Source organism: Pseudomonas sp. LBUM1655 (assembly GCF_059716085.1).
This window is the reverse complement of the sequence record NZ_CP166801.1, coordinates 6254455-6276999: the sequence shown is the minus strand read 5'-3', so window position 1 is coordinate 6276999 and position 22545 is coordinate 6254455. Positions and strand designations below refer to the sequence as shown.

The window sequence follows — 22545 nt, the reverse complement described above, 5'->3', positions numbered from 1 at the left end:
GGATATCCCCTAAGTTGAAAGCCGGTGAGGCAAAAACAAGCGGCCATTGTAGCGGCGAGCCGTCCACTTATCCACATGCAGGTTGTGCGGTGACCATGATTTATCAATGCGTTAACCGGCAAAAAGGCGACCAACGGTGTGTGAATAAGCTCTGTGGATAACCGCCTCTAAGGGCACTGGACAACTGGGGGCGAAACTCGGTGGATAACCTGCCTGTGGATAACAGCCCTTTCCACACACAGGTTATCCGACAGCGCAGCACAGGCTGAACACGGTTTTCCACTGTAGTTGTCATTCTCTGTACACCACGTAAAATATGGCCTGATGGCAGTTATCCACAGATGAATGCCGCCCTAGCTTTTATAAGCTTTACAGAAAAGCTTTAAATAATTCCCTTCTTTATTTTTATGTATGGTGAACAGGCTTTCAGCCAAAGAAGTGCCCGAGATCTATTTATAAGGAAACGTTGGTTGGAAATTGACCTGAAGGCTTGCTTTCTCTAGAATCCCCGGTCTCTTAAAACGGGGGCCATTCCGGCCCGTTGTGGACGAACCAGGTAACACGACATGAAACGTACTTTCCAACCAAGCACTATCAAACGCGCTCGTACCCACGGTTTCCGTGCTCGCATGGCAACCAAGAACGGCCGCGCAGTCCTGTCGCGTCGTCGCGCCAAAGGTCGTGCGCGTCTGGCAGTTTGATAATCCGGTACTGGAGGTGAGTCAGGACTTCAGTCGGGAAAAGCGTCTGCTTACCCCCCGGCATTTCAAGGCAGTCTTTGACTCCCCTACCGGCAAGGTTCCGGGGAAAAATCTCCTGCTCCTTGCACGCAACAACGATCTTGATCACCCCCGTCTCGGGCTGGTTATCGGGAAAAAGAGCGTAAAGCTCTCCGTTGAGCGCAATCGCCTCAAACGTCTGATGCGCGAATCGTTCCGTCTGCACCAGGATTCACTGGTCGGCTGGGACATCGTTATCGTCGCGCGCAAAGGTTTGGGTGATGTAGAAAACCCCGAATTGATTCAGCATTTCGGCAAGCTCTGGAAGCGTCTGGCCCGTAACAAGCCAGTTCCAGCAGTCAACACCGAAACTGTAGGGGTAGACAGTCCTGATGCGTAAACTGGCCCTCGTTCCGATCCAGTTTTATCGCTACGCCATTAGTCCTTTGATGGCCAGTCACTGTCGTTTCTACCCCAGTTGTTCCTGCTACGCGTATGAAGCCATTGAAAATCATGGCCTTCTGCGCGGTGGCTGGCTGACCTTTCGTCGTTTAGGTCGCTGTCATCCGTGGAATCCCGGTGGTTATGACCCGGTTCCGCCTATCCCTACCTCCCGTTCTTCTTCGATGGCCGAGTAATCATGGATATCAAACGCACGATCCTGATCGTCGCCCTGGCAATCGTGTCCTACGTTATGGTTCTTAAATGGAACCAGGACTATGGCCAGGCTGCCCTGCCGACTCAGAATGTTGCTTCCAGTACGACTACATCCGGTTTGCCGGACACCGCCACTGGCAATAATGCTGCCGCCAGTGACGATATTCCGCGTGCCGCTAGCGATACCAGCGCACCTGCCGAAACACCGGTAGCCGCCAGCAAGGATCTGATCCAGATCAAAACCGACGTGCTCGATCTCGCGATCGATCCACAAGGTGGTGACGTTGCTCAACTGACCTTGCCTCTGTATCCACGTCGTCAGGATCGTCCGGACGTTCCGTTCCAGCTGTTCGATAACGGCGGCGAACGCGTTTATCTGGCGCAAAGCGGTCTGATCGGCACCAACGGCCCGGACGCAAATCCGGCTGGTCGCCCGGTCTACTCCTCGGAGAAGAAGACTTATCAACTGGCTGACGGTCAGGACCAACTGGTCGTCGACCTGAAGTTCAGCAAGGACGGCGTCAATTACATCAAGCGTTTCACCCTGAAACGCGGCCTGTATGACGTAGCCGTTTCGTACATTGTGGATAACCAGAGCGCTCAGCCGTGGAATGGCGCGATGTTCGCCCAGTTAAAGCGTGATAGCAGCGCCGATCCTTCGTCCACAACCGCTACTGGCACCGCCACTTACCTGGGCGCCGCCCTGTGGACAAGTTCGGAGCCGTACAAGAAAGTGTCCATGAAGGACATGGACAAGGCCCAACTCAAAGAAACCGTTACCGGTGGTTGGGTAGCCTGGCTGCAACACTACTTCGTGACTGCATGGATTCCGGTCAAGGGCGAAAACAACATCGTCCAGACCCGTAAAGACAGCAAAGGCAACTACATCATCGGTTACACAGGTCCTACGCTGACCGCAGCACCGGGTGCCAAAGTTGAAACCAGTGCTGTGCTGTACGCCGGTCCGAAAAGCCAGGCTGTGCTGAAAGAGTTGTCCCCAGGTCTGGAACTGACCGTCGACTACGGCATTCTGTGGTTCATTGCCCAGCCAATCTTCTGGCTGCTGCAACATATCCACGCCATTGTCGGTAACTGGGGCTGGTCGATCATCTTCCTGACCATGCTGATCAAGGGTATTTTCTTCCCTCTGTCGGCTGCCAGCTACAAATCGATGGCGCGCATGCGTGCCGTTGCGCCGAAACTGGCTGCACTGAAAGAGCAACATGGCGATGACCGGCAGAAAATGTCGCAAGCCATGATGGAGCTGTACAAGAAAGAGAAGATCAATCCGCTGGGCGGCTGCTTGCCGATCCTCGTGCAGATGCCGGTTTTCCTTTCGCTGTACTGGGTTCTGCTGGAAAGCGTGGAAATGCGCCAGGCGCCGTTCATGCTTTGGATCACTGACTTGTCGATCAAGGATCCATTCTTCATTCTGCCGATCATCATGGGCGCAACCATGTTCATCCAGCAGCAGTTGAACCCGACTCCTCCGGATCCGATGCAGGCGAAGGTCATGAAAATGATGCCAATCATCTTCACCTTCTTCTTCCTGTGGTTCCCGGCTGGTCTGGTGCTGTACTGGGTTGTGAACAACTGCCTGTCGATTGCACAACAGTGGTACATCACGCGTAAGATCGAAGCGGCGACGAAAAAAGCCGAGGCGTAACTTGCTCTGTGGATAACACCACTCAAAACGCCCCCTAGTGGGGCGTTTTGCTATCTGCCACTTTTGTATGGATTCCGGTTTATGAGCGCACCTCGTGAAACCATCGCAGCTGTTGCCACCGCCCAAGGTCGCGGAGGTGTGGGCATCGTCCGTGTTTCCGGCCCGTTGGCCAGTGTTGCTGCCAAAGCCATCAGCGGCCGCGAACTGAAACCACGCTACGCCCATTACGGCCCTTTTTTCAGCGACGATCAGCAAGTACTCGACGAAGGTCTGGCGCTGTACTTTCCTGGGCCTAATTCATTCACCGGTGAAGACGTGCTGGAACTGCAGGGTCACGGTGGCCCGATCGTTCTGGACATGTTGCTCAAGCGTTGTCTGGAACTAGGCTGCCGTTTGGCACGGCCGGGCGAGTTCAGCGAGCGCGCCTTTCTCAATGACAAACTCGACCTGGCCCAGGCCGAGGCAATTGCCGACTTGATCGAAGCAAGTTCTGCACAGGCCGCGCGCAACGCCCTGCGTTCTTTGCAGGGGGCGTTTTCCCAGCGTGTGCATAACCTCACCGAACAATTGATCGGCCTGCGCATCTACGTCGAAGCGGCCATAGACTTCCCGGAGGAAGAAATCGACTTCCTCGCCGATGGCCATGTGTTGAGCATGCTCGACAAGGTGCGCGATGAATTATCCACAGTGCTGCGCGAGGCCGGGCAGGGTGCTTTGCTGCGCGATGGCATGACGGTGGTCATTGCCGGTCGGCCGAATGCCGGCAAGTCCAGCCTGTTGAACGCCTTGGCCGGGCGCGAAGCGGCGATCGTTACCGAGATCGCCGGCACCACTCGCGACATTCTGCGTGAACATATCCACATCGACGGGATGCCACTGCACGTTGTCGATACCGCGGGTCTGCGCGACACCGATGATCAAGTAGAAAAGATCGGCGTCGAGCGGGCACTGAAAGCCATCGGTGAAGCGGATCGAGTATTACTGGTCGTCGATGCGACCGCGCCAGAAGCGTTGGACCCGTTCGCCTTGTGGCCGGAGTTTCTTGAAGTACGTCCGGATCCTGCGAAAGTCACCTTGATTCGTAACAAAGCTGATCTTACGGGCGAGACCATTGCCCTGGAAGTCAGCGATGACGGCCACGTCACCATCAGCCTGAGCGCCAAATCGGCAGGTGAAGGACTGGAACTACTGCGTGATCATCTCAAGGCCTGCATGGGTTACGAGCAAACGTCGGAAAGCAGTTTCAGTGCTCGTCGCCGGCATCTGGAAGCCTTGCGCCACGCCAGCGCAGCCCTGGAACATGGGCGCGCGCAGCTGACTCTGGCGGGGGCAGGTGAGCTTCTGGCCGAAGATCTGCGCCAAGCCCAGCACTCTTTGGGTGAAATCACCGGGGCCTTCAGCTCTGATGATCTGCTGGGACGGATCTTTTCCAGCTTCTGCATCGGTAAGTAACCCGCCGGTACGTTCAAACGGGCCCGTTCGTGGCCCGTTTTTGTTTCTTCTTTCTGAATATCAGCCTGAAGTGCCCGACTGACTCTCCAGTTCGAGCGGTTTCTTCGTGCCCGAAATTTATCCGATGATCGAATTTCTGTGGATTAAGCCCTGTGAATAACTGCCATTGAGGTCAGTTGATAACAGGGCCTGAAAACTGGATATAAACCCCTCTGTGGATAACCACCCCTTTCATCCACAGGCTTACACCGGTTATCCAAGGGCCTCATTGGCACATGGGCACAGGGTTTTGAATCTCTGTACACATTGAATATAAAGGCCTGTAGAGATCTATCCACAGAAATGTAGGGCAGTAAGAATAAACATAAAAACAAAGATTCTATAAATTTCTTTCTTTTTTATTTTTTTAACCGAGAGTTCTCCACAGCTGGTTAAATTTTGTGCAAAGGGTTCTTTAGGAAGGGCGAAGTCCCTATACTTGCCGACCAGGTCCAGAAACCTGATCTCAAACTATTCCTGAATTACCTACTTAAGCAGGCACGAGGTGCGTGGTGGATTTCCCTTCCCGTTTTGAAGTGATCGTCATCGGCGGCGGTCATGCCGGTACCGAGGCAGCACTGGCGTCAGCACGTATGGGGGCAAAAACCCTGTTGCTGACGCATAACGTGGAAACCCTCGGCGCCATGAGTTGCAACCCGGCCATCGGTGGCATCGGCAAAAGCCATCTGGTCAAGGAAATCGATGCCCTCGGCGGCGCGATGGCCATGGCTACCGATAAAGGCGGCATCCAGTTTCGCGTTTTGAACAGCCGCAAAGGCCCGGCCGTACGGGCAACCCGTGCACAAGCCGACCGCATTCTTTACAAAGCTGCTGTCCGCGAAATTCTGGAAAACCAGCCGAACCTGTGGATATTTCAACAGGCTGCTGATGACCTGATCGTCGAGCAAGAACAAGTCCGTGGTGTTGTCACCCAGATGGGTCTGCGTTTCTTCGCCGATTCCGTGGTGTTGACCACCGGCACGTTCCTTGGTGGACTTATCCACATCGGTTTGCAGAATTTTTCCGGCGGTCGTGCCGGTGATCCGCCATCGATTGCCCTGGCTCACCGTTTGCGTGAGCTGCCACTGCGTGTCGGTCGTTTGAAAACCGGTACGCCACCGCGCATTGACGGCAAGTCTGTGGATTTCTCGGTGATGACCGAGCAGCCAGGCGATACGCCGATCCCGGTGATGTCGTTCATGGGCAACAAAGAACAGCATCCACGCCAGGTCAGCTGCTGGATTACTCACACGAACGCCCGCACCCACGAAATCATTGCCGCGAACCTCGACCGTTCGCCGATGTATTCGGCTGCCGGCGAGATCGAAGGCATCGGTCCGCGTTATTGCCCGTCGATCGAAGACAAGATTCACCGCTTTGCCGACAAGGAAAGCCATCAGGTGTTTATCGAACCGGAAGGTTTGACCACCCATGAGCTTTATCCGAACGGGATATCCACAAGCTTGCCGTTCGACGTGCAATTGCAGATCGTGCAATCGATCCGCGGCATGGAAAACGCGCACATCATGCGTCCGGGTTATGCGATCGAGTACGACTACTTCGATCCGCGCGACCTGAAGTACAGCCTCGAAACCAAAGTCATCGGCGGTCTGTTTTTCGCCGGGCAAATCAACGGCACCACCGGTTACGAAGAAGCCGGTGCACAAGGTTTGCTGGCCGGGGCCAACGCTGCATTGCGTGCGAAAGGCAAAGAAGCCTGGTGTCCCCGCCGTGATGAGGCGTACATCGGGGTTTTGGTCGATGACCTGATCACCCTCGGTACCCAAGAGCCGTACCGAATGTTCACTTCCCGTGCCGAGTACCGCCTGATCCTGCGCGAGGACAACGCCGACCTGCGTCTGACCGAAAAAGGTCGCGAACTGGGTCTGGTCGATGACGCGCGTTGGGCGGCCTTCTGCAAGAAACGCGAAAGCATCGAACTGGAAGAGCAGCGCCTGAAAAGCACCTGGGTTCGCCCGGGAACGCCGCAGGGCGATGCGATTGCTGAAAAATTCGGCACGCCGCTGACCCACGAATACAACTTGCTCAACCTCTTGAGCCGTCCGGAAATCGACTACGCTGGTCTGGTCGAAGTGACCGGCAACGGCGCCGAAGACCCACAGGTCGCCGAACAGGTTGAGATCAAAACCAAGTACGCCGGTTACATCGACCGTCAACAAGACGAAATCGCCCGTCTGCGCGCCAGTGAAGACACGAAACTGCCTGTGGATATCGATTACACCAACATTTCCGGTCTCTCCAAGGAGATCCAGAGCAAGCTCGGCGCGACGCGTCCAGAGACGCTGGGCCAGGCTTCGCGGATCCCGGGCGTGACCCCGGCAGCGATTTCGCTGTTGATGATTCATTTGAAAAAACGCGGCGCGGGCCGTCAGTTGGAGCAAAGCGCTTGAGTTCTAAGGTCACTTCGCAACACGCCGAAGAGTTATCCACAGGAGCCCGCGAGCTCGGTGTCCATCTCAGCGAAACCCAGCACGAATTGCTGCTGGGTTATCTGGCCCTGTTGATCAAATGGAACCAGGCCTACAACCTGACTGCGGTTCGTGATCCGGACGAGATGGTCTCGCGTCATCTGCTCGATAGTCTGAGTGTCATGTCGTTCATCGAAAACGGTCGCTGGCTCGACGTTGGCAGCGGCGGCGGCATGCCGGGGATCCCGTTGGCCATCCTGTATCCGGACTCGCAAGTGACCTGTCTGGACAGTAACGGCAAGAAAACCCGCTTCCTGACCCAGGTAAAACTCGAACTCAAACTGGATAACCTGCAAGTTATCCACAGTCGCGTCGAAGCGTTTCAGCCTGCACAGCCATTCAACGGGATCATTTCCCGGGCGTTCAGCAGCATGGAAAACTTCACCAACTGGACTCGCCATCTGGGCGACGCCGATACACGCTGGCTGGCAATGAAGGGCGTTCATCCGGCCGATGAGCTGGTAGCATTGCCGGCAGACTTCAAACTCGATAGCGAACACGCCCTGGCCGTACCCGGTTGCCAAGGCCAACGCCATCTGCTGATACTGCGCCGCACGGCATGATTGGGAACACAAGCAAGAATGGCTAAGGTATTCGCGATAGCGAACCAGAAGGGTGGTGTGGGCAAGACCACCACCTGCATCAACCTCGCAGCATCCCTGGTCGCGACCAAGCGTCGGGTGCTGTTGATCGATCTCGATCCACAGGGCAACGCCACCATGGGTAGCGGTGTGGATAAACATGGCCTGGAAAACTCGGTCTATGACCTGCTGATCGGCGAATGCGATCTGGCTCAGGCCATGCACTATTCCGAGCACGGCGGTTATCAATTGCTGCCGGCCAACCGCGACTTGACGGCCGCCGAAGTGGTTCTGCTGGAAATGCAGATGAAGGAAAGCCGCCTGCGCAGTGCGTTGGCGCCGATCCGTGAAAACTACGATTACATTTTGATCGACTGCCCGCCGTCGCTGTCGATGCTCACGCTGAACGCATTGGTGGCTGCTGATGGGGTGATTATCCCCATGCAGTGCGAATACTTTGCGCTGGAAGGTTTGAGCGACCTTGTGGATAACATCAAGCGTATCGCCGAACTGTTGAACCCGAACCTGAAAGTCGAAGGTTTGCTGCGGACCATGTATGACCCGCGCCTGAGCCTGATGAACGACGTTTCGGCCCAGCTCAAGGAACACTTCGGCGATCAGCTGTATGACACCGTGATCCCGCGCAACATCCGCCTGGCCGAAGCGCCGAGCTACGGCATGCCGGCGCTGGCCTACGACAAGCAATCGCGTGGTGCACTGGCCTATCTGGCCCTGGCGGGCGAGATGGTTCGTCGTCAGCGCAAAAATTCACGCATCGCCGCCGCTCAGGCAACTTAAGGAATCCCCATGGCCGTCAAGAAACGAGGTCTCGGACGTGGACTGGATGCACTGCTGAGTGGTCCGACCGTCAGCTCGCTTGAAGAACAAGCCGCGCAAGCGGATACCCGCGAGTTGCAACACCTGCCGCTGGACCTGCTCCAGCGCGGCAAGTATCAACCACGTCGGGACATGGATCCGCAGGCGCTGGAAGAGCTGGCGCAGTCGATCAAGGCACAAGGTGTCATGCAACCGATCGTGGTGCGCCCGATCGGTGGTGGCCGGTTTGAGATCATTGCCGGTGAACGTCGCTGGCGCGCTAGCCAACAAGCCGGGCAGGAAACCATCCCGGCGATGGTCCGCGATGTCCCGGATGAAACCGCAATTGCCATTGCGCTGATCGAGAACATTCAGCGCGAGGACCTCAACCCGATTGAAGAAGCGGTGGCCTTGCAGCGTTTGCAGCAGGAATTCCAGCTGACTCAGCAACAAGTCGCCGAGGCTGTGGGTAAGTCCCGCGTCACTGTGGCTAACCTGTTGCGGCTTATTGCGCTGCCGGAAGTCATCAAGACCATGCTGTCCCACGGCGACCTGGAAATGGGTCATGCCCGTGCTTTGCTCGGTTTGCCGGACAATCAGCAGGTTGAAGGGGCGCGACATGTTGTCGCACGCGGTCTTACCGTGCGCCAAACTGAGGCACTGGTTCGCCAGTGGTTGAGTGGTAAACCGGAGCCTGTGGAAGCCACCAAACCCGACCCGGATATCGCCCGCCTCGAACAGCGTCTGGCCGAGCGCCTAGGCTCTGCGGTGCAGATTCGCCACGGGAAGAAGGGAAAGGGGCAGTTGGTGATCGGTTACAACTCCCTCGATGAGCTCCAAGGTGTGCTCGCACACATCCGCTGAAACATTTCCACATGTAGCGAGCAGTCGGAAATCACTACCTGACAGTTGAATAGGGGCAGAACCGCCCCTATACTCTGCGCGCATTTTGTCGGCACAAATTATGCCAAGTTATTGAATTCTGGCAGCCGACCATTGGAGAGCAAACGTGATGGAAACCCGCAAGCCAAACCGCCTGCCGTTCCATCGCCTGGCGGTTTTTCCGGTGTTAATGGCTCAATTTGTCATTTTGCTCATTGCCGCTTTGGCGCTCTGGCAATGGCATGGAGTCGTTGCCGGATACTCGGGACTTTGCGGAGGCCTGATAGCCTTGCTGCCCAATGTTTATTTCGCTCTCAAGGCATTTCGGTTTTCCGGCGCCCGAGCAGCCCAGTCCATCGTCCGGTCTTTTTACGCCGGCGAGGCAGGCAAACTGATTTTGACGGCAGTGCTCTTTGCACTGGTGTTTGCAGGTGTGAAGCCACTGGCGCCGATAGCTGTATTCGGCGCGTTCGTGCTGACTCAGTCGGTCAGCTGGTTCGCTCCCCTGCTGATGAGAACAAGACTTTCGAGACCTTAGGGCGTTTGAGGCAACCATGGCAGAAACAACCGCTTCGGGCTATATCCAGCACCACTTGCAGAACCTGACCTTCGGTCAGCTACCTAACGGCGGCTGGGGCTTTGCCCATACCGCAGCAGAAGCCAAAGAAATGGGCTTCTGGGCTTTCCACGTCGATACCCTCGGCTGGTCGGTTGCGTTGGGTCTGATCTTCGTCCTTCTTTTCCGCATGGCGGCAAAAAAGGCAACGTCGGGTCAGCCGGGTGCTTTGCAGAACTTCGTTGAAGTATTGGTCGAATTCGTCGATGGCAGCGTGAAAGACAGCTTCCATGGCCGTAGCCCGGTGATTGCACCGCTGGCACTGACCATCTTCGTCTGGGTGTTCCTGATGAACGCAGTCGACCTGATTCCGGTCGACTGGATTCCTCAACTGGCCATCCTGATCTCCGGCGACCAGCACATCCCGTTCCGCGCCGTGTCGACTACTGACCCGAACGCGACCCTGGGCATGGCGCTCTCGGTTTTCGCACTGATCATTTTCTATAGCATCAAGGTCAAGGGCATCGGCGGCTTCATCGGCGAACTGACCCTGCACCCGTTCGGCAGCAAGAACATCTTCGTTCAGGCCCTGCTGATCCCGGTGAACTTCCTGCTGGAATTCGTGACCCTGATCGCCAAGCCGATCTCCCTGGCTCTGCGTCTGTTCGGCAACATGTATGCCGGCGAGCTGGTGTTCATTCTGATCGCTGTGATGTTCGGCAGCGGCCTGCTCTGGCTGAGCGGCCTGGGCGTTGTTCTGCAGTGGGCGTGGGCTGTGTTCCACATCCTGATCATCACACTGCAGGCGTTCATCTTCATGATGCTGACCATCGTTTACCTGTCGATGGCGCACGAAGAAAACCATTAAGACCAGTCTCGACTAGTCTGATGTCCTTCCCGGTCAAACGGGAAGGGGCTCTTCACAGGGCACCTGAAACGATTTGTTTTACCGCTTTAATCTAAAAAACCTAAACCATACGACGTAAAAGTCGGGAGGAAAGATGGAAACTGTAGTTGGTCTAACCGCTATCGCTGTTGCACTGTTGATCGGCCTGGGCGCACTGGGTACCGCAATTGGTTTCGGCCTGCTGGGCGGCAAGTTCCTGGAAGGCGCAGCGCGTCAGCCAGAAATGGTTCCAATGCTGCAAGTTAAAATGTTCATCGTTGCCGGTCTGCTCGACGCCGTAACCATGATCGGTGTTGGTATCGCTCTGTTCTTCACCTTTGCGAACCCGTTCGTTGGTCAGATCGCTGGCTAATTACCCGGAGTTTTCCGAGTAATTTGATGTGATGGACAACGTAACTGCGAGGTGTTGGCGTGAACATTAATGCGACCCTGATTGGCCAGTCCGTTGCGTTCCTGATTTTTGTACTGTTCTGCATGAAGTATGTATGGCCTCCGGTCATCGCTGCTCTGCACGAACGTCAAAAGAAGATCGCTGATGGTCTGGACGCTGCCAGCCGTGCAGCTCGCGACCTGGAGTTGGCCCAAGAAAAAGCGGGTCAGCAACTGCGCGAAGCGAAAGCTCAGGCAGCTGAAATCATCGAGCAAGCCAAGAAACGCGGTAACCAGATTGTCGAAGAGGCCGTTGAAAAGGCCCGTGTCGACGCTGACCGTGTGAAGGTTCAGGCTCAAGCCGAGATCGAACAGGAACTGAACAGTGTCAAAGACAAGCTGCGCGCCCAAGTGGGTATGCTGGCTGTCGGCGGCGCCGAGAAGATCCTGGGTGCCACAATCGATCAAAACGCGCACGCAGAGCTGGTTAACCAACTGGCTGCTGAAATCTAAGCGAGGGCGATCATGGCAGAACTGACCACGTTGGCCCGACCTTACGCTAAGGCGGCCTTCGAGCACGCTCAGGCCCACCAGCAACTGGCCAATTGGTCAGCCATGCTCGGCCTGGCTGCAGCGGTGTCGCAAGACGACACCATGCAGCGCGTGCTCAAGGCCCCGCGACTGACGAGCGCAGAAAAGGCCGCCACGTTTATTGACGTGTGCGGCGACAAGTTTGATGCCAAGGCACAGAACTTCATCAACGTCGTTGCCGAAAACGACCGTCTCCTGCTTCTGCCGGAGATCGCCGCTCTTTTCGACCTGTACAAGGCCGAACAAGAGAAATCGGTAGACGTGGAAGTAACCAGTGCATTTGCATTGAACCAAGAACAGCAAGACAAACTCGCCAAGGTTCTCAGTGCACGACTCAACCGGGAAGTGCGCCTGCAAGTTGCGGAGGATGCTGCCCTTATAGGTGGTGTCGTTATCCGCGCCGGCGACCTGGTTATCGATGGCTCGATTCGCGGCAAAATCGCGAAACTTGCCGAAGCATTGAAATCTTGAGTTTGAAGGGGCAGCAGAGCAATGCAGCAACTCAATCCTTCCGAAATAAGTGAAATTATCAAGGGCCGCATCGACAAGCTCGATGTGACCTCCCAAGCCCGTAACGAAGGCACTGTCGTCAGCGTATCTGACGGCATCGTGCGGATTCACGGTCTGGCCGACGTAATGTACGGCGAGATGATCGAGTTTCCGGGCGGCGTCTACGGTATGGCCCTCAACCTGGAGCAAGACTCCGTAGGTGCCGTTGTATTGGGCTCCTACCAGTCTCTGGCTGAAGGCATGAGCGCCAAGTGCACTGGCCGCATCCTCGAAGTTCCGGTTGGTAAGGAACTGCTGGGTCGCGTAGTCGACGCACTGGGTAACCCTGTTGACGGCAAAGGTCCACTGGGCAACACCGAGACCGACGCGGTCGAGAAAGTTGCTCCAGGCGTGATCTGGCGTAAGTCGGTAGACCAGCCTGTACAGACTGGCTACAAGGCTGTCGATGCCATGATTCCTGTCGGCCGTGGCCAGCGTGAGCTGATCATCGGTGACCGTCAGATCGGTAAAACCGCTCTGGCGATCGACGCGATCATCAACCAGAAAGACAGCGGCATTTTCTGCGTCTACGTAGCTATCGGTCAGAAGCAATCGACCATCGCCAACGTGGTTCGCAAGCTGGAAGAAAACGGCGCCCTGGCCAACACGATCATCGTGGCTGCCAGTGCTTCGGAATCTCCTGCGCTGCAATTCCTGGCACCGTACTCCGGTTGCACCATGGGTGAATTCTTCCGCGACCGCGGTGAAGACGCGCTGATCGTTTATGACGATCTGTCCAAGCAAGCAGTGGCTTACCGCCAGATTTCCCTGCTGCTGCGCCGTCCACCAGGCCGTGAAGCTTACCCAGGCGACGTGTTCTATCTCCACTCCCGTCTGCTGGAGCGCGCATCCCGCGTTTCGGAAGAGTACGTAGAGAAGTTCACCAACGGCGCAGTGACCGGCAAAACCGGTTCCCTGACCGCACTGCCGATCATCGAAACCCAGGCTGGCGACGTTTCCGCGTTCGTTCCGACCAACGTGATTTCCATCACCGACGGTCAGATCTTCCTGGAATCGGCCATGTTCAACTCGGGCATCCGCCCTGCAGTGAACGCCGGTGTTTCGGTATCCCGTGTGGGTGGTGCCGCTCAGACCAAGATCATCAAGAAGCTGTCCGGTGGTATCCGTACCGCTCTGGCTCAGTACCGTGAACTGGCGGCATTCGCCCAGTTCGCTTCTGACCTGGACGAAGCGACCCGTAAGCAACTTGAGCATGGTCAGCGCGTTACCGAGCTGATGAAGCAGAAGCAATACGCACCAATGTCGATTGCTGACATGGCGCTGTCGCTGTATGCCGCTGAGCGTGGGTTCCTGACTGACATTGAAATCGCCAAGATCGGCAGCTTCGAACAAGCGCTGATCGCTTTCTTCAACCGCGATCACGCCGATTTGATGGCCAAGATCAACGTTAAAGGTGACTTCAATGACGAAATCGACGCTGGCATGAAAGCCGGTATCGAGAAGTTCAAGGCCACCCAAACCTGGTAAGCCGCAGCGGGAGCCGCGAGGCTCCCGCTTGCTAACCTGATAGGTGTTACATGGCAGGCGCAAAAGAGATTCGCAGTAAGATTGCGAGCATCAAAAGCACGCAAAAGATTACCAGCGCCATGGAAAAAGTGGCGGTAAGCAAAATGCGCAAGGCACAAATGCGCATGGCTGCTAGCCGTCCTTATGCGGAGCGTATCCGCCAGGTAATTGGGCATCTGGCCAACGCCAACCCGGAATACCGCCACCCGTTCATGATCGACCGCGAAATCAAGCGTGTTGGTTATGTCGTCGTGAGCAGTGACCGTGGTTTGTGCGGCGGCTTGAACACCAACCTGTTCAAGGCCCTGGTCAAGGACATGGCGGTAAACCGCGAAAACGGCGTCGAGATTGATCTGTGTGTCGTTGGTAGCAAGGGTGCGGCCTTTTTCCGCAACTTCGGCGGTAACGTCGTTGCAGCTATCAGCCACCTGGGTGAAGAGCCGTCGATCAATGATCTGATCGGCAGCGTCAAGGTGATGCTGGATGCCTACCTGGACGGCCGTATTGACCGCCTGTCCGTGGTGTCCAACAAGTTCATCAACACCATGACGCAACAGCCTACCGTGGAGCAGTTGATTCCATTGGTGGCGACCCCTGATCAGGATCTCAAGCACCACTGGGACTATCTCTACGAACCGGATGCCAAAGAGCTGCTTGATGGCTTGATGGTCCGTTACGTCGAGTCGCAGGTCTACCAGGCGGTGGTCGAGAACAACGCGGCTGAACAAGCTGCGCGGATGATCGCGATGAAGAACGCTACCGACAACGCCGGTGATTTGATCAGCGATTTGCAGCTGATCTACAACAAGGCGCGTCAGGCTGCGATCACCCAAGAGATCTCGGAAATCGTCGGCGGCGCTGCCGCGGTTTAACGGTTCAAATATTCAGAGGATCCAGCTATGAGTAGCGGACGTATCGTTCAAATCATCGGCGCCGTTATCGACGTGGAATTTCCACGCGACAGCGTACCGAGCATCTACAACGCGCTGACAGTTCAAAGCGCGGCCGCAACCACTCTGGAAGTTCAGCAACAGCTGGGCGACGGCGTGGTTCGCACCATTGCGATGGGTTCCACCGAGGGCTTGAAGCGCGGTCTGGAAGTTACCGACTCTGGCGCAGCCATCTCCGTACCGGTCGGTAAAGCGACTCTGGGCCGGATCATGGACGTCCTCGGTAACCCGATCGACGAAGCTGGCCCGATCGACACCGAAGAGCGTTGGGGCATTCACCGTCCAGCGCCTTCGTTCGCTGAACAGGCAGGCGGCAACGACCTGCTGGAAACCGGCATCAAGGTTATCGACCTGGTTTGCCCGTTTGCCAAAGGCGGTAAAGTCGGTCTGTTCGGTGGTGCCGGTGTAGGCAAAACCGTAAACATGATGGAACTGATCCGTAACATCGCCATCGAGCACAGCGGTTATTCCGTGTTCGCCGGTGTGGGTGAGCGTACTCGTGAGGGTAACGACTTCTACCACGAGATGAAGGACTCCAACGTTCTGGACAAAGTGGCACTGGTTTACGGTCAGATGAACGAGCCGCCGGGTAACCGTCTGCGCGTAGCACTGACCGGCCTGACCATGGCCGAGAAGTTCCGTGACGAAGGTAACGACGTTCTGCTGTTCGTCGACAACATCTATCGTTACACCCTGGCCGGTACTGAAGTATCCGCACTGCTGGGCCGTATGCCTTCGGCAGTAGGTTACCAGCCGACCCTGGCTGAAGAGATGGGCGTTCTGCAAGAACGTATCACTTCGACCAAGGAAGGTTCGATCACCTCGATCCAAGCGGTATACGTACCTGCGGACGACTTGACCGACCCGTCGCCAGCGACCACCTTCGCCCACTTGGACGCCACTGTCGTTCTGTCCCGTGACATCGCTTCCCTGGGTATCTACCCAGCAGTAGATCCACTGGACTCGACTTCGCGCCAACTGGATCCGAACGTAATCGGCCAGGACCACTACGACACCGCTCGCGGCGTCCAGTACGTTCTGCAACGTTACAAAGAGCTGAAAGACATCATCGCGATCCTGGGGATGGACGAGCTGTCGGAAGCCGACAAACAGTTGGTTAACCGTGCTCGTAAGATCCAGCGCTTCTTGTCGCAGCCGTTCTTCGTGGCTGAAGTCTTCACCGGTGCTTCGGGTAAATACGTTTCCCTGAAAGACACCATTGCTGGCTTCAAAGGCATCCTCAACGGTGACTACGACCACCTGCCAGAACAAGCGTTCTACATGGTTGGCGGCATCGAAGAAGCGATCGAGAAAGCCAAGAAACTGTAATCCCGGCGCCCGGCAACGGGCGCTAATTTAGGTTGAGGCAATCAGATGGCTATGACAGTCCATTGCGATATCGTCAGCGCGGAAGGGGAAATCTTTTCCGGCCTGGTCGAGATGGTGATTGCGCACGGTGCACTGGGTGATCTTGGTATCGCTCTGGGTCACGCGCCGCTGATCACTAATCTCAAGCCGGGTCCTATCCGCCTGATCAAGCAAGGCGGGGAAGCCGAGGTGTTCTACATCTCCGGCGGTTTCCTCGAGGTTCAGCCGAACATGGTCAAGGTTCTTGCCGACACCGTGCAACGTGCTGCCGACCTGGATGAAGCTCAGGCTCAAGCAGCTCTCAAGGCTGCCGAGAATGCCCTGAACGAAAAAGGCGCGGACTTCGATTACGGCGCCGCTGCCACACGTCTGGCCGAGGCTGCAGCTCAGCTGCGCACCGTCCAGCAGATCCGCAAGAAGTTTGGCGGTTAATCCGTCAGCCACTTGTTGTGTGATTGATAAAAAAGGGTAGCCTCGGCTACCCTTTTTTCTTTTCCGATTTTAACAACCCGGTCGCAGTTGCTGACCACCCAGGATTGGTAGCCAGTCATGTCTCTCGAAATCGTTATCCTCGCGGCCGGTCAAGGCACTCGTATGCGCTCAGCATTGCCGAAAGTGCTACATCCGATTGCCGGCGATTCCATGCTGGGTCATGTTATCCACAGCGCCCGCCAGCTTGATCCACTGCGTATTCACGTAGTTATTGGTCACGGTGCCGATGTGGTGCGTGAACGTCTGGCGGCTGACGATTTGAATTTCGTGCTGCAGGACAAACAATTGGGCACGGGTCACGCCACTGCTCAGGCCGTGCCGTTCATTACTGCCGACACCGTGCTGATTCTTTACGGTGACGTGCCGCTGATCGAAGTCGAAACCCTGCAACGCCTGCTCAAACACGTTGTGCCAGGGCAGATGGGTTTGCTGACTGTCGAACTGGACGATCCAACGGGCTACGGCCGCATCGTCCGAGACGCTGAGGGCAAGGTCGCTGCAATCGTTGAGCATAAAGATGCCAGCGAAGCGCAACGCGCGATCACCGAAGGCAACACCGGCATTCTCGCGGTACCGGCCAATCGTCTGGCCGACTGGATGAGCCGCCTGTCGAACAACAACGCACAGGGCGAGTACTACCTTACCGACGTCATCGAAATGGCGGTCAGTGACGGTCTGGTGGTAGCCACCGAGCAACCGCACGATCCGATGGAAGTGCAGGGTGCCAACGACCGCAAGCAACTGGCCGAACTGGAGCGTCATTACCAATTGCGCGCCGGTCGTCGCCTGATGGCACAAGGCGTCACTCTGCGTGACCCGGCGCGCTTCGACGTGCGCGGCGAAGTCACCGTTGGTCGCGACGTGCTGATCGATATCAACGTGATCCTCGAAGGCAATGTGGTCATTGAAGACGACGTGATCATTGGCCCTAACTGTGTGATCAAGGACAGTACCCTGCGCAAAGGCGTGGTGATCAAGGCGAATTCTCACATCGAAGGCGCGATTCTGGGTGAGGGCAGTGATGCCGGTCCGTTTGCTCGCCTGCGTCCGGGTACTGTGCTGGATGCCCGTGCCCATGTGGGTAACTTTGTTGAGCTTAAAAACGCCCACATGGGCGAAGGCGCCAAGGCCGGACACCTGACTTACTTGGGTGACGCCGAAATCGGTGCGCGCACCAACATTGGCGCTGGCACCATCACCTGCAACTACGATGGCGCCAATAAGTGGAAAACCGTGCTGGGCGAGGATGTCTTCATTGGTTCAAACAACTCGTTGGTAGCACCTGTGGATATCTCCAACGGTGCGACCACCGCGGCCGGTTCGACCATCACCCAGAATGTGGATAACGCACAGTTGGCCGTCGGTCGCGCACGGCAGAAGAATATTGATGGCTGGAAGCGGCCTGAGAAGATCAAGAAGGGCTGAGTTATCCACAGCCGTTTAAAGATCAATAGATCGCAGCATTCGGCAGCTCTTCAACGGAGCTGACCGGTGGCTGCGATTTTTTTTGTCTTCCGGGTTGACGATTCATAGCCGATAGGTTTTGATTGCTTCCGTTATCTTTCGAATCGAAACTTAAGCCGTCGCTATGTCGAAACGCAACACACCGCAACGCCGCCACAACATTCTCGCCTTGCTCAACGAGCAGGGCGAAGTCAGTGTGGATGAGCTGGCAAAGCGATTCGAAACCTCCGAAGTTACGATTCGCAAGGATCTCGCCGCGCTTGAGAGCCATGGTCTGTTGCTGCGCCGCTACGGCGGGGCGATCACCATGCCTCAGGAACTGGTCGCGGAGACTGCGCAAAGCGTTTCCAAGTACAAACAGGCCATCGCCCGCGCAGCGGTGAAACGTATCCGCGAACACGCGCGCATCATCATCGACAGCGGCAGCACCACCGCTGCCATGATTCCCGAACTCGGCCAGCAGCCGGGTCTGGTGGTCATGACCAACTCCCTGCACGTGGCCAATGCCTTGAGCGAACTCGAACACGAGCCCGTGCTGCTGATGACCGGCGGCACCTGGGACCCGCATTCGGAATCCTTCCAGGGCCAGGTTGCAGAGCAGGTACTACGCTCCTACGACTTCGACCAATTGTTTATCGGCGCCGATGGGATCGATCTGGTGCGCGGTACCACCACGTTCAACGAATTGCTTGGCCTGAGCCGGGTGATGGCTGAAGTGGCGCGGGAAGTGATCGTGATGGTCGAAGCCGACAAGATCGGCCGCAAGATTCCCAACCTGGAACTGCCATGGAGCAGCGTCCATACCCTCATTACCGATGATCGCCTGCCCATTGATGCACGCGATCAGATTCAGGCCCGCGGTATCACCGTGATTTGCGCGGCTGTCAGTCAGGAGAAATAAGCATGTGTGGAATTGTCGGCGCAGTTGCTGAACGTAATATCACCGCCATCCTGCTCGAAGGCCTCAAGCGCCTTGAATACCGCGGCTATGACAGCGCCGGTGTGGCGGTGTACACCAACGACGAAACCCTTGAGCGCATGCGCCGTCCGGGCAAGGTCAGCGAGTTGGAAGCGGCATTGGCCGAGCATCCGTTGGTTGGCCGTCTCGGTATTGCCCACACCCGTTGGGCAACCCACGGCGCCCCGTGCGAGCGCAACGCGCACCCGCATTTCTCCGGCGACATCGCGGTGGTGCACAACGGCATCATCGAAAACCATGAAGCCCTGCGTGAGCAACTGAAAGCCTTGGGCTACGTATTCACTTCGGACACCGATACCGAAGTCATCGCCCACCTGCTCAGCGAAAAACTCAAGGCGCAGCCTGACCTCAGCGTCGCCCTCAAAGCCACCGTCAAAGAACTGCACGGTGCATACGGTCTGGCGGTGATCAATGCCAAGCAACCTGATCGCCTGGTCGCCGCCCGCAGCGGCAGTCCGCTGGTGATCGGTCTGGGTCTGGGTGAGAACTTCCTCGCTTCCGATCAACTGGCTCTGCGTCAGGTCACAGACCGCTTCATGTATCTGGAAGAAGGCGATATCGCCGAAATTCGCCGCGATAACGTGCAGATCTGGGACGTGAACGGCAACGCCGTAGAGCGCCAGACTGTGCAATACAGCGACGGTGCTGAAGCCGCCGACAAAGGCGAATTCCGCCACTACATGCTCAAGGAAATCCACGAGCAGCCGGCGGTGGTGCAGCGCACCCTTGAAGGTCGTCTGAGCAACGATCAAGTCTTGGTGCAAGCCTTCGGTCCGCAAGCCGCCGAGCTGTTCGCCAAAGTACGCAACGTGCAGATCGTCGCCTGTGGCACCAGTTACCACGCCGGCATGGTTGCGCGTTACTGGCTTGAAGAACTGGCCGGCATCCCTTGCCAGGTCGAAGTCGCCAGCGAATTCCGCTACCGTAAAGTAGTGGTGCAGCCGGACACCCTCTTCGTCACCATCTCCCAGTCTGGCGAAACCGCCGACACCCTGGCCGCGTTGCGCAACGCTAAAGAGCTGGGCTTCCTCGCCAGCCTGGCGATCTGCAACGTTGGCATCAGTTCGCTGGTGCGCGAATCCGATCTGACCCTGCTGACCCAGGCCGGTCGCGAAATCGGCGTGGCTTCAACCAAGGCCTTCACCACGCAACTGGTGGGTCTGTTGTTGCTGACGCTGTCGTTGGGCCAAGTACGTGGCAGTCTGGCAAATGGCGTTGAGGCCACGCTGGTGGAAGAGCTACGTCGCCTGCCGACACGTCTGGGCGAAGCGCTGGCGATGGACAGTACTGTGGAAAAAGTCGCCGAACTGTTCGCCGAGAAGAACCACACCCTGTTCCTCGGTCGCGGCGCACAATTCCCGGTGGCGATGGAAGGTGCCTTGAAACTCAAGGAAATCTCCTACATCCACGCCGAAGCCTACCCGGCGGGCGAGTTGAAACACGGCCCGCTGGCGCTTGTGGATAACGACATGCCAGTAGTCACTGTGGCGCCGAACAACGAACTGTTGGAGAAGCTCAAGTCCAACCTGCAGGAAGTCCGCGCCCGTGGCGGCGAACTGATCGTGTTCGCTGACGAAAAAGCCGGGATGACCAACGGCGAAGGCACCCACGTCGTGCAAATGCCGCATATCCACAACATCCTCTCGCCGATCCTCTACACCATTCCGCTGCAACTGCTGTCGTACTACGTTGCTGTGCTCAAGGGTACGGACGTTGATCAGCCGCGTAACCTGGCGAAGTCGGTGACGGTGGAATAAGTTATCCACAGCTAAATTCGGCCCAAAAAAATCGCAGCTTCGGCTGCGATTTTTGTATCTGATTCGAGGTATCCATGGATCGCTTCCAGGAAATGCAGGTATTCGCCGCCGTCGCCCAGGACCAGGGTTTTTCCGCAGCCGCGCGGCGCCTCGGCCTGTCGGCCGCCAGTGTCACCCGCGCGGTAGCAGCGCTGGAGCAGCGGATCGGTACGCAGTTGCTGATCCGTACCACCCGCAGTGTGCATCTGAGCGAATCGGGGCAGCGTTATCTGGAGGACTGTCGACGAATTCTCGCCGAGGTGCAGGAAGCCGAGGATTCCGCGGCGGGCAGTCACGCCCAGCCCCGTGGGCAATTGACGGTGACGGCGCCGGTGTTGTTCGGCGAGTTGTTCGTTACCCCGGTGATGGCGGGTTATCTGGCGCAGTATCCGGATGTTTCGATCAACGCCGTGTTGGTTGACCGGGTCGTCAGCATGGTTGAAGAGGGCATCGATGTAGCCGTGCGTATCGGCGAGCTCGCGGACAGCAATCAGCATGCGATTCGCGTGGGTGAAGTCCGGCGAGTGGTCTGTGGTTCGCCGCAATACTTGGCAGAGCACGGCCGGCCCAACCATCCTCAGGCGTTGGCCGGTTTGTCCGTGGTGGCGACTTCGGCCACCGGCCAGATGCGGAACTGGCCGTTTCTGGAACAAGGTGAACCGCTGATCGTGCGTCCCGAGCCGCGCTTGGTGGTCACCGCCAATCAGGCCGCGATCACGGCTGCGTGTCTGGGGCTGGGGCTGACTCGAGTGTTGTCCTATCAAGTGGCGAGCAAGGTCGCGGCCGGCGAACTGGAAATCGTCCTCGCGGAATTCGAACTGCCACCGCTGCCGATCCATGTGGTGTATCAGGGCGGGCGCAAGGCGCCGGCGCGGGTGCGCAGTTTTGTTGATTTCACCGTGAACGCTCTGCGTGAGCATCCGGCGCTGAAAAACACAGCGTTATTGCACGAGAAGAAATAATCGATTGCGAATGCTGGTGATTCTGTTGCTTCGAAGATAGGTGGAAGATGGCTTCCATCGGCGCTGCCACCCTCGGGCAGTGCGATCATCCAGCGGAGTCGACCATGCAAGCGATCAAACTCTACAACTTTCCCCGTTCCGGCCATGCCCACCGGGTAGAGCTGATGTTGTCCCTGTTGCAACTGCCGACCGAGCTGATCTTTGTTGATCTGGCCAAAGGTGAGCACAAACAACCGGCCTATCTCGCCATCAACAGTTTCGGTCAGGTGCCGGCCATTGATGACAATGGCGTGGTGCTGGCTGATTCCAACGCGATTCTGGTCTATCTGGCGCAAAAGTACGGTGAAGGTCGTTGGTTGCCAAGCGATCCGGTGGGTGCCGCACGGGTACAGCGCTGGTTGTCGGCAGCGGCCGGTCCGATCGCTTTTGGCCCGGCGGCGGCGCGGTTGATCACGGTGTTCGGCGCGAAATTCAATGCTGAAGAGGTGATCTCCCGTGCACACAACCTGCTCAAGGTGATGGACGTCGAGTTGGGCAATACGCCCTATCTGGCGGGCAGCGAGCCGACCATCGCCGACGTTTCGGCCTACAGTTATATCGCCCACGCGCCGGAAGGCAATGTGTCGCTGGATGACTACGGCAATGTGCGCGCCTGGCTGGCTCGAATCGAAGCGCTGCGCGGTTTTGTCGCGATGCCGCGCACCGTCGCCGGTCTGCAAACTTCAGTCTGATGC

Annotated in this window: 23 protein-coding genes; all 23 read left to right on the top strand. The window is 57.0% G+C overall.

The features are described 5' to 3' along the window. The first annotated feature begins 566 nt into the window (after nucleotides 1-566). The 23 genes from rpmH (at nucleotide 567) to ACA074_RS28250 (ending at nucleotide 22542) form a co-directional block, all read left to right on the top strand. On the top strand, nucleotides 567-701 hold the full coding sequence (gene rpmH / locus ACA074_RS28360) for a 50S ribosomal protein L34 (protein WP_003213577.1): 135 nt from the start codon (nucleotides 567-569) through the stop codon (nucleotides 699-701). A 16-nt stretch (nucleotides 702-717) separates the two neighbouring features. Beyond that, complete coding sequence (rnpA, locus tag ACA074_RS28355) at nucleotides 718-1119, top strand: ribonuclease P protein component (RefSeq protein WP_045122860.1); 402 nt, start codon at nucleotides 718-720, stop codon at nucleotides 1117-1119. Continuing rightward, complete coding sequence (gene yidD, locus ACA074_RS28350) at nucleotides 1112-1357, top strand: membrane protein insertion efficiency factor YidD (RefSeq protein WP_010465488.1); 246 nt, start codon at nucleotides 1112-1114, stop codon at nucleotides 1355-1357. The genes rnpA and yidD overlap by 8 nt, the downstream gene beginning before the upstream one ends. Before the next feature lie 2 nt (nucleotides 1358-1359). Next, nucleotides 1360-3042 (top strand): membrane protein insertase YidC, encoded by a 1683-nt coding sequence (gene yidC, locus ACA074_RS28345; RefSeq protein WP_187677234.1) that lies wholly within the window; start codon nucleotides 1360-1362, stop codon nucleotides 3040-3042. A gap of 81 nt (nucleotides 3043-3123) precedes the next feature. Next, entirely contained in the window at nucleotides 3124-4494 is a 1371-nt protein-coding gene (gene mnmE / locus ACA074_RS28340) for a tRNA uridine-5-carboxymethylaminomethyl(34) synthesis GTPase MnmE (RefSeq protein WP_497678204.1), read from the top strand. A 551-nt stretch (nucleotides 4495-5045) separates the two neighbouring features. Next, nucleotides 5046-6944, top strand: coding sequence for a tRNA uridine-5-carboxymethylaminomethyl(34) synthesis enzyme MnmG (gene mnmG / locus ACA074_RS28335; protein WP_497246260.1), 1899 nt, complete (start codon nucleotides 5046-5048; stop codon nucleotides 6942-6944). Further along, nucleotides 6941-7585: a 16S rRNA (guanine(527)-N(7))-methyltransferase RsmG gene (rsmG, locus tag ACA074_RS28330; RefSeq protein WP_187677231.1), complete on the top strand. Its 645-nt coding sequence runs from the start codon at nucleotides 6941-6943 to the stop codon at nucleotides 7583-7585. The genes mnmG and rsmG overlap by 4 nt, the downstream gene beginning before the upstream one ends. An 18-nt stretch (nucleotides 7586-7603) precedes the next feature. Further along, the gene (locus ACA074_RS28325; protein WP_008084406.1) at nucleotides 7604-8401 is read left to right on the top strand and encodes a ParA family protein; all 798 of its coding nucleotides are present in this window, start codon (nucleotides 7604-7606) and stop codon (nucleotides 8399-8401) included. 9 nt (nucleotides 8402-8410) lie between these two features. Then, the gene (locus tag ACA074_RS28320) at nucleotides 8411-9283 is read left to right on the top strand and encodes a ParB/RepB/Spo0J family partition protein (protein ID WP_401272288.1); all 873 of its coding nucleotides are present in this window, start codon (nucleotides 8411-8413) and stop codon (nucleotides 9281-9283) included. Nucleotides 9284-9431: 148 nt separating this feature from the next. Then, nucleotides 9432-9839 carry a F0F1 ATP synthase subunit I gene (locus tag ACA074_RS28315; RefSeq protein ID WP_497678203.1) on the top strand — a complete coding sequence of 136 codons (408 nt, stop codon included), beginning with the start codon at nucleotides 9432-9434 and terminating at the stop codon, nucleotides 9837-9839. A gap of 16 nt (nucleotides 9840-9855) precedes the next feature. Beyond that, on the top strand, nucleotides 9856-10725 hold the full coding sequence (gene atpB / locus ACA074_RS28310) for a F0F1 ATP synthase subunit A (RefSeq protein ID WP_095188717.1): 870 nt from the start codon (nucleotides 9856-9858) through the stop codon (nucleotides 10723-10725). Nucleotides 10726-10858: 133 nt separating this feature from the next. Continuing rightward, the gene (gene atpE / locus ACA074_RS28305) at nucleotides 10859-11116 is read left to right on the top strand and encodes a F0F1 ATP synthase subunit C (RefSeq protein ID WP_003097235.1); all 258 of its coding nucleotides are present in this window, start codon (nucleotides 10859-10861) and stop codon (nucleotides 11114-11116) included. 59 nt (nucleotides 11117-11175) lie between these two features. Continuing rightward, on the top strand, nucleotides 11176-11646 hold the full coding sequence (locus tag ACA074_RS28300) for a F0F1 ATP synthase subunit B (protein ID WP_064116541.1): 471 nt from the start codon (nucleotides 11176-11178) through the stop codon (nucleotides 11644-11646). A 12-nt stretch (nucleotides 11647-11658) separates the two neighbouring features. Next, nucleotides 11659-12195 (top strand): F0F1 ATP synthase subunit delta, encoded by a 537-nt coding sequence (locus ACA074_RS28295; protein ID WP_103396062.1) that lies wholly within the window; start codon nucleotides 11659-11661, stop codon nucleotides 12193-12195. 21 nt (nucleotides 12196-12216) lie between these two features. Beyond that, nucleotides 12217-13761: a F0F1 ATP synthase subunit alpha gene (gene atpA / locus ACA074_RS28290; RefSeq protein WP_103302851.1), complete on the top strand. Its 1545-nt coding sequence runs from the start codon at nucleotides 12217-12219 to the stop codon at nucleotides 13759-13761. 50 nt (nucleotides 13762-13811) lie between these two features. Continuing rightward, nucleotides 13812-14672: a F0F1 ATP synthase subunit gamma gene (gene atpG, locus ACA074_RS28285; RefSeq protein ID WP_007911960.1), complete on the top strand. Its 861-nt coding sequence runs from the start codon at nucleotides 13812-13814 to the stop codon at nucleotides 14670-14672. 27 nt (nucleotides 14673-14699) lie between these two features. Continuing rightward, nucleotides 14700-16079 carry a F0F1 ATP synthase subunit beta gene (gene atpD, locus ACA074_RS28280; protein ID WP_025112247.1) on the top strand — a complete coding sequence of 460 codons (1380 nt, stop codon included), beginning with the start codon at nucleotides 14700-14702 and terminating at the stop codon, nucleotides 16077-16079. 45 nt (nucleotides 16080-16124) lie between these two features. Next, a complete protein-coding gene (locus tag ACA074_RS28275) occupies nucleotides 16125-16550 on the top strand; it encodes a F0F1 ATP synthase subunit epsilon (RefSeq protein WP_016772407.1) in 426 nt (141 codons plus the stop codon). Nucleotides 16551-16667: 117 nt separating this feature from the next. Then, nucleotides 16668-18035, top strand: a complete 1368-nt coding sequence (glmU, locus tag ACA074_RS28270; protein WP_401266785.1) for a bifunctional UDP-N-acetylglucosamine diphosphorylase/glucosamine-1-phosphate N-acetyltransferase GlmU — start codon at nucleotides 16668-16670, stop codon at nucleotides 18033-18035. A gap of 163 nt (nucleotides 18036-18198) precedes the next feature. After that, complete coding sequence (locus ACA074_RS28265) at nucleotides 18199-18975, top strand: DeoR/GlpR family DNA-binding transcription regulator (protein WP_064116539.1); 777 nt, start codon at nucleotides 18199-18201, stop codon at nucleotides 18973-18975. 2 nt (nucleotides 18976-18977) lie between these two features. Then, entirely contained in the window at nucleotides 18978-20810 is a 1833-nt protein-coding gene (gene glmS, locus ACA074_RS28260; RefSeq protein WP_401266783.1) for a glutamine--fructose-6-phosphate transaminase (isomerizing), read from the top strand. Nucleotides 20811-20884: 74 nt separating this feature from the next. Then, a complete protein-coding gene (locus tag ACA074_RS28255) occupies nucleotides 20885-21811 on the top strand; it encodes a LysR family transcriptional regulator (RefSeq protein ID WP_497678202.1) in 927 nt (308 codons plus the stop codon). Between the two features lie 104 nt (nucleotides 21812-21915). Further along, entirely contained in the window at nucleotides 21916-22542 is a 627-nt protein-coding gene (locus tag ACA074_RS28250; RefSeq protein WP_497678201.1) for a glutathione S-transferase family protein, read from the top strand. The last annotated feature ends 3 nt before the right edge of the window (nucleotides 22543-22545 follow it).

What these genes read in the sequence shown, in the direction of transcription:
- ACA074_RS28275 (WP_016772407.1), top strand. Translation starts at nt 16,125, where the DNA reads ATGGCTATGACAGTCCATTGCGATATCGTCAGCGCGGAAGGGGAAATC.
- atpB (WP_095188717.1), top strand. Translation starts at nt 9,856, where the DNA reads ATGGCAGAAACAACCGCTTCGGGCTATATCCAGCACCACTTGCAGAAC.
- ACA074_RS28325 (WP_008084406.1), top strand. Translation starts at nt 7,604, where the DNA reads ATGGCTAAGGTATTCGCGATAGCGAACCAGAAGGGTGGTGTGGGCAAG.
- ACA074_RS28320 (WP_401272288.1), top strand. Translation starts at nt 8,411, where the DNA reads ATGGCCGTCAAGAAACGAGGTCTCGGACGTGGACTGGATGCACTGCTG.
- atpG (WP_007911960.1), top strand. Translation starts at nt 13,812, where the DNA reads ATGGCAGGCGCAAAAGAGATTCGCAGTAAGATTGCGAGCATCAAAAGC.
- rpmH (WP_003213577.1), top strand. Translation starts at nt 567, where the DNA reads ATGAAACGTACTTTCCAACCAAGCACTATCAAACGCGCTCGTACCCAC.
- mnmE (WP_497678204.1), top strand. Translation starts at nt 3,124, where the DNA reads ATGAGCGCACCTCGTGAAACCATCGCAGCTGTTGCCACCGCCCAAGGT.
- ACA074_RS28255 (WP_497678202.1), top strand. Translation starts at nt 20,885, where the DNA reads ATGGATCGCTTCCAGGAAATGCAGGTATTCGCCGCCGTCGCCCAGGAC.
- ACA074_RS28265 (WP_064116539.1), top strand. Translation starts at nt 18,199, where the DNA reads ATGTCGAAACGCAACACACCGCAACGCCGCCACAACATTCTCGCCTTG.
- yidD (WP_010465488.1), top strand. Translation starts at nt 1,112, where the DNA reads ATGCGTAAACTGGCCCTCGTTCCGATCCAGTTTTATCGCTACGCCATT.
- ACA074_RS28295 (WP_103396062.1), top strand. Translation starts at nt 11,659, where the DNA reads ATGGCAGAACTGACCACGTTGGCCCGACCTTACGCTAAGGCGGCCTTC.
- ACA074_RS28250 (WP_497678201.1), top strand. Translation starts at nt 21,916, where the DNA reads ATGCAAGCGATCAAACTCTACAACTTTCCCCGTTCCGGCCATGCCCAC.
- glmU (WP_401266785.1), top strand. Translation starts at nt 16,668, where the DNA reads ATGTCTCTCGAAATCGTTATCCTCGCGGCCGGTCAAGGCACTCGTATG.
- ACA074_RS28315 (WP_497678203.1), top strand. Translation starts at nt 9,432, where the DNA reads ATGGAAACCCGCAAGCCAAACCGCCTGCCGTTCCATCGCCTGGCGGTT.
- atpD (WP_025112247.1), top strand. Translation starts at nt 14,700, where the DNA reads ATGAGTAGCGGACGTATCGTTCAAATCATCGGCGCCGTTATCGACGTG.
- glmS (WP_401266783.1), top strand. Translation starts at nt 18,978, where the DNA reads ATGTGTGGAATTGTCGGCGCAGTTGCTGAACGTAATATCACCGCCATC.
- atpA (WP_103302851.1), top strand. Translation starts at nt 12,217, where the DNA reads ATGCAGCAACTCAATCCTTCCGAAATAAGTGAAATTATCAAGGGCCGC.
- atpE (WP_003097235.1), top strand. Translation starts at nt 10,859, where the DNA reads ATGGAAACTGTAGTTGGTCTAACCGCTATCGCTGTTGCACTGTTGATC.
- yidC (WP_187677234.1), top strand. Translation starts at nt 1,360, where the DNA reads ATGGATATCAAACGCACGATCCTGATCGTCGCCCTGGCAATCGTGTCC.